Origin of the sequence: Streptomyces sp. URMC 129, assembly GCF_051386415.1 — a bacterium.
Lineage (GTDB): Bacteria > Actinomycetota > Actinomycetes > Streptomycetales > Streptomycetaceae > Streptomyces.
On sequence record NZ_JBPQTQ010000302.1, the window covers coordinates 1 to 534 of the forward strand.

Below are 534 nucleotides of genomic sequence, written 5' to 3' on the forward strand. Positions count from 1 at the left end.
ATCTCCAGCATCCGGTCCACCACCCGGGCCGTGGCCAGCCCGTCCGACGGCTCGCAGAACTCCTTGACGAACGCCGCGTACTTGTCGGCGTAGGCCGCGCGCACCGCGTCGAGGTCGCGGATCGCCTCGATCAGCGCGTCCGACGTCTTGATCAGCGGCCCCGGGGCCTTCTCCGTGAAGTCGAAGTAGAAACCCCGCAGGGTGTCCCGGTAGTGCTCCAGGTCATAGGTGAAGAAGAGCATCGGGCGCCCGGAGTGCGCGTAGTCGAACAGCACCGACGAGTAGTCCGTGATGAGGACGTCCGCGATCAGGTACAGCTCCGCGATGTCCGGGTAGGCCGAGACGTCGAAGACGAAGCCCTGCCCGGCGCCCGGGATCGCGTCGAGGATCTTGGGGTGCTTGCGGAACAGGAAGACGTGGTCGTCGCTCAGCGCCTCGCGCGCCGCCGTCAGGTCGACCTGGAGGTCGAGCTTGAACTTCGACGCGGTGTGCCGCTGGTCGTCCCGCCACGTCGGCGCGTACAGCACGACCTTG

Annotated in this window: 1 protein-coding gene; it reads right to left on the reverse strand. The window is 67.2% G+C overall.

The features are described from left to right. Nucleotides 1-534 (reverse strand): CDP-glycerol glycerophosphotransferase family protein (locus ACSNOC_RS27890; protein WP_436750354.1); only part of this gene is annotated, 534 nt, incomplete at both ends.